The 4,900-nt window shown below is 71.8% G+C and carries 4 protein-coding genes; 2 read left to right on the top strand and 2 right to left on the bottom strand.

The genetic code is table 11. The annotated features are described in order from the left end of the window. Positions 1 to 31: 31 nt before the first annotated feature. Entirely contained in the window at positions 32 to 469 is a 438-nt protein-coding gene (locus tag SM611_RS08845) for an NUDIX domain-containing protein (protein WP_371948641.1), read from the top strand. A gap of 66 nt (positions 470 to 535) precedes the next feature. Here the strand turns inward: SM611_RS08845 and sbnB are convergent, their stop codons facing one another. Next, the gene (gene sbnB / locus SM611_RS08850; RefSeq protein WP_371948643.1) at positions 536 to 1,561 is read right to left on the bottom strand and encodes a 2,3-diaminopropionate biosynthesis protein SbnB; all 1,026 of its coding nucleotides are present in this window, start codon (positions 1,559 to 1,561) and stop codon (positions 536 to 538) included. 28 nt (positions 1,562 to 1,589) lie between these two features. Beyond that, positions 1,590 to 2,567, bottom strand: coding sequence for a 2,3-diaminopropionate biosynthesis protein SbnA (gene sbnA / locus SM611_RS08855; protein WP_371948644.1), 978 nt, complete (start codon positions 2,565 to 2,567; stop codon positions 1,590 to 1,592). A gap of 236 nt (positions 2,568 to 2,803) precedes the next feature. On the opposite strand from sbnA, the gene SM611_RS08860 reads away from it, so the two are divergent. After that, positions 2,804 to 4,450, top strand: a complete 1,647-nt coding sequence (locus SM611_RS08860) for an amino acid adenylation domain-containing protein (RefSeq protein ID WP_371948741.1) — start codon at positions 2,804 to 2,806, stop codon at positions 4,448 to 4,450. Positions 4,451 to 4,900: the final 450 nt, after the last annotated feature.

A 4,900-nucleotide genomic window follows, 5' to 3' on the forward strand; every position in this document is an offset into this window, starting at 1 on the left:
ATGCGGGCCGCCTGACCGGTAGGTTGCGCGAATGCTGGTACGCGTCACGGGAGTGGTCGTCGAGGACGGGCGCGTCCTGCTCCTCGACCAGGACACCGGCGGCGGGCGGTCGTGGTCGCTGCCCGGCGGGAAGGTCGAGGAGGGGGAGCCCCTGGCCGGCGCGCTGGTCCGGGAGATGCGCGAGGAGACCGGCCTCGCCGTGGAGGTCGGACGGCTCCTGTACGTCTGCGACCACCTGCCGGACGGAGGCCCCCACGTCCTGCACGTCACCTTCGAGGCGAGGCGCGTGGGCGGGACGGCCGGCGACATCGCGGCCGGCCTGGACACCTGGCCGATCCGCGGCGTGCGGTTCGTCGAGTTCGCCGAGCTGCCGCGCCTCGGGTTCTCCGAGCGGTTCGCGGAGCTGGCCCGCGCCGGATGGCCCGGCGCCGGTTCCTACATGGGCGCCAAGGCCGAGATCGGGCTCTGACCGCCGGACCGCCGGACCGCCGGACCGCCGGCCGGCGGCGGGCGGCCGGACGCGTTCCGCGCGGCGTCACCCGTAGCGCTTCAGCTCGTGGAAGAAGCCGGGGACGGTGTGCAGCGCGCCCGACGCCGCGACCTGCTCGTACACGTACTTCGCCACCGCCAGGTCCAGGACGCCGAGGCCGAACGGGGAGAAGACCACCGGCTTGCCGGCCGGCGGCGCCGTCTTGCCCGTCAGGACGTCGTACAGGGTGCCGGCGACGAAGTCGCGGTTGCCGGCCTTCTGCTCGGCCAGGTGCGGGGACGTGCTGGCCTTCATGCAGTGCTCGACGTCGTCCACCACGTTGTAGGACGACAGGATGATCTCGGGGGAGAGGTCCCGCAGCGACACGTGCAGGACGAGGGGGCCGTGCTCGAACCAGGCCGGGTCGTGGACGTGCGGCTCGCCGGCGACGGTCGCGAAGACGATCAGGTCGGACGAGCGGATCAGCGACTCCGCCGAGTCGTGGATCACGACCTCGCCCTTCTCCGTCCGCTCCAGGTACCCCTTGAAGCCCTCGGCGTGCTCGCGGGAGAGGTCGTGGACGCCGAGCTCGTCGAACGCGAAGCCGTTGCCCGCCAGGTAGGTGTGGAGGTAGCGGGCGATGAGCCCGACGCCGATGAAGCCGACCCGGCGGGGGCGGGCGCCGCGGGCGTCGGCGAGGGCGGCGGCGGCGAGGGCGGCGGACGCGGCGGTGCGGGCCGCGGAGATGATCGAGCTCTCCAGGCAGGCGAACGGGTAGCCGGTCTCCGCGTCGTTCAGGATGAGCACGGCCGACGCGCGCGGGATGCCGTTGGCGACGTTGCCGGGGAAGCTGGAGATCCACTTGATGCCGTGCACGCCGACGCCGCCCTTGACCGAGGCGGGCAGGGCGATGATCCGGTCGGACGGGCGGTCCGGGAAGCGCAGGAAGTAGGAGTCCGGGTTGACGGTCAGCCCCTCGCCGTGCAGCCGGTAGGCCGCCTCGACCATCCGGGTGACCTCCTCCTCGCGCCCGGCGACCGCCTCGTGGACCTGGGCGCCGGAGACCACGGCGAATGCTGGGACCTGCGTCATGATGGGAAACTCCGTGTTTTCTCGATGATCAGTCGCCGAGGATACCGGCCGCGCCGGAGAACAGGTCGCCGAAGTGCTCGCGCACCCAGCTCTCCTCGTAGATCGAGTCCAGGTAGCGCTCGCCGAGGTCGGGGGCGATGGCGACGGCGACCGGGTCCTCACCGGGGTACTTGGCGTCCAGCCAGCGGGACGCGCCCGACACGACGGTGCCGGTGGAGCCGCCGAACAGGAACCCCCGGGACGCGAGCGCGTGCACGGTCCGGATCGTGTCGGGCTCGGGGACGTGCACCACGTCGTCGATGAACGACTCGTCCACCAGCGACGGCCTGCTGCTGGTGCCGAGGCCGGGCACCATCCGCCGCTCCGGGATGCCGCCGAAGGTGACCGAGCCGACCGCGTCGACCGCCACGATCGTCACGGGGCGCTTGCGCTCGCGGAAGTAGCGGGCGCAGCCCATCAGGGTCCCGGTCGTGCCGGCCCCGACGAAGAGAACCTCCAGGTCGGGGAACTCGCGGTCGATCGCCGGGGCGGTCCCGCGGTAATGGGCCATCCAGTTGTTGCGGTTGGCGTACTGGTTCAGCCACACGTACCGCTCGTCCGACTCGCACAGGTTCCGGACGTGCTGGATGCGCCCGCCGAGGTAGCCGCCGTTGGCGTCCTTGTCGGACACGACGAGGACCTCGGCGCCGAGCGCCCGCATGACCCGCATCGACGCGGGGTTGCAGCGCGGGTCGGTGACGCACACGAACCGCAGGCCGCGGCTCGCGGCGATCAGGCTGAGCGCGATGCCGAGGTTGCCGGACGACGACTCGACGATGACCGAGTCGGCGGTGAGGGCGCCCTCGCGCTCGGCCGCCTCCACCATCGCGGCGGCCGCCTTCAGCTTGACCGAGCCGGCGAAATTGAAGCCCTCGCATTTGAGGTAGAGCGGCCGTTCGATGACATGCCGCAAATCGACGTAAAGGTCGTCGACATTGAAATCCTGCGGCGAGGTGATTATCGGCACGCGTCCACCCTCAAATGAAGAAACAATTCCCTCATCTTCCCCCGAGTTTGCCGCGGGCCTCACGCCAGAGCCATGCGGAGCATCACCGTACCTTCGGGCATCTTCCCATCGCAACCCCCTACTTACCGACCGGTAGGGTTGAATGCGAGGTGCTTCTGGCGGGTGCCGGACATAAGCTATGGCCTCCGCTTGTATTGCAGTTACAGCGGAGTGGTTCTACATCACGGAGAGTTATGATGCATGCTCGCGGACCCGCCGTGGACCGGCTGCTCCCCCTGACCGGGCTGCCCGCCCTGGACGTCCCCGCCGACCAGGCGGAGCGGGCGCGGGAGCTGGCCGCGCGGCACGGGATGCTCCGCGAGCTGGACGTCGACCTCGCCGACTCCGTCATCGCCCGCGTGGAACGGTTCGCCGCCGAGCGCGACCGCCCCGCGGTCGCCGACGAGCACCGCACCCTGTCCTATGCCGGGCTGGCCGCCGAGGCGCGCCGCATCGCCGCGCTGCTGGAGGCGGAGGGCGTCCGGCCCGGCACGGTCGTCGGCGTCGGCGGCGAGCGCTGCGCCGCCGTGATCGCCGCGTTCCTCGCGATCGAGCTGATCGGCGCCCTGTACGTGCCCGCGGACGAGACGTGGCCCGCCGGGCGCGTCCGCGACGTGCTCGCCCAGGCCGGCGCGTCCGTGCTGGTCACGGTGGACGCCGCGCGCCCCGCCCCGGCCCTGCTGGAGGGCGCGGCGGACGCCGGCTGCCGGGTCGTCGCCGCGGCCGGCGCGCAGGGCCTCGCCCCGTGGCCGGGCGACCCCCGCCTGACCTCCCTGGACCAGCCCCGGTACGTCCTGTTCACCTCGGGTTCCACGGGCCGTCCGAAGGGCGCGGTCGTGGAGCACCAGGGCATGCTCAACCACCTCTGGGCGAAGATCGTCGACCTGGAGCTGACCGGCGCGGACGCCGTCGCGTTCACCGCCCCGCTCGGCTTCGACATCTCGATCTGGCAGATGCTGTGCCCGCTGCTGCTCGGCGGGCGCGTCGAGGTCGTCGGCGACGGCGTCGCGCACGACCCGGAGGCGTTCGCCCGCGCCGTGGACGACCGGGGCATCACGGTCGTCGAGCTCGTCCCGACCATGGTCAGGCATCTGCTGGACGACCTGACGCCCGACTCCTCGTCTCATCCTGAGGGGGCGACCCCCCAGACCCCCCGGAGGGGCTCGTCTCATCCTGAGGGGGCGACCCCCCAGACCCCCCGGAGGGGCTCGTCTCATCCTGAGGGGGCGACCCCCCAGACCCCCCGGAGGGGGGCCTTGGCGGGCCTGCGCTGGATGATCGCGACCGGCGAGGAGCTGCCCGCCGAGCTGTCGCGCCGCTGGCTGGACGCGATGCCGCACGCCCGGCTGCTCAACGCCTACGGCCCGACCGAGTGCTCCGACGACGTCACCCACCACACCGTGACCGCCGGCGACCTGGAGCTCCTCCGCCTCCCGATCGGCACCCCGATCGTGAACGCCCGCCTGTACGTGCTGCGCCAGGACGACGACGGCGCCTGGGCGGCCTGCGACGTCGGCGAGACCGGCGAGCTGTTCGTCGGCGGCGTGGTCGTGGGCCGCGGCTACCTCGGCAACGACGAGCGCACGCGCGAGGCGTTCTACCGCGACCCGTTCGACCCGGCGTCCCCGACCGGCCGCCTCTACCGGACGGGCGACGCGGTGCGGCTGCTGCCGGCCGGCGCGGGCGGCGAGGACCGGCCCACCCTGCAGTACCTGGGACGCGTCGACCGGCAGGTCAAGATCGCCGGGGTGCGGATGGAGCTGGGCGAGATCGAGGCGGTCCTGCAGCGCCACCCGGGGGTCGGCGCCGCCGCGGTGGTCGTGCACGAGTACCCGGCCCGCTGATGATCACGCTGGGTGACCGGATTGGGCCGATCGGGTTGCCAACCTTTGTCATCCGATGAGCGTCGCGCCCGCGTCGGCGCAGCGCGCGCACCGGCCGTTTTGTCACTCCTGTTAGCAATGGGACCGGCCAAGTTCTACTTTTGAGGGGATTGCGAGGCATGTGACAGGCTGGTTGACTGTGACTCCGCTACTCCTGAGTAGAACGTGGGTCGAGGGCGGTTCCGGTCGAGAGCGGAAAGCGGCGGCGCTCTGTATTGGCGGGAACACAGGGCGTTGACTCCGGGAAAACGCGGGCCGATCGCGTTCCCGGCGGCGGCTCGGGGTGAAAGGGGACGGGGAAAGCCCGATCAGTTCTGTGGTCATTCTCTCTGATTTTCCGCCCGCCGGTGCCCTGCCGGTTCCGATGCCGGGCGTAAAGGAAACCCCCTTCGACCGGGAAAGTGCCGCTTG

It is taken from the genome of Actinomadura monticuli (assembly GCF_041463655.1).
GTDB classification, from domain to species: Bacteria; Actinomycetota; Actinomycetes; order Streptosporangiales; family Streptosporangiaceae; genus Spirillospora; species Spirillospora monticuli.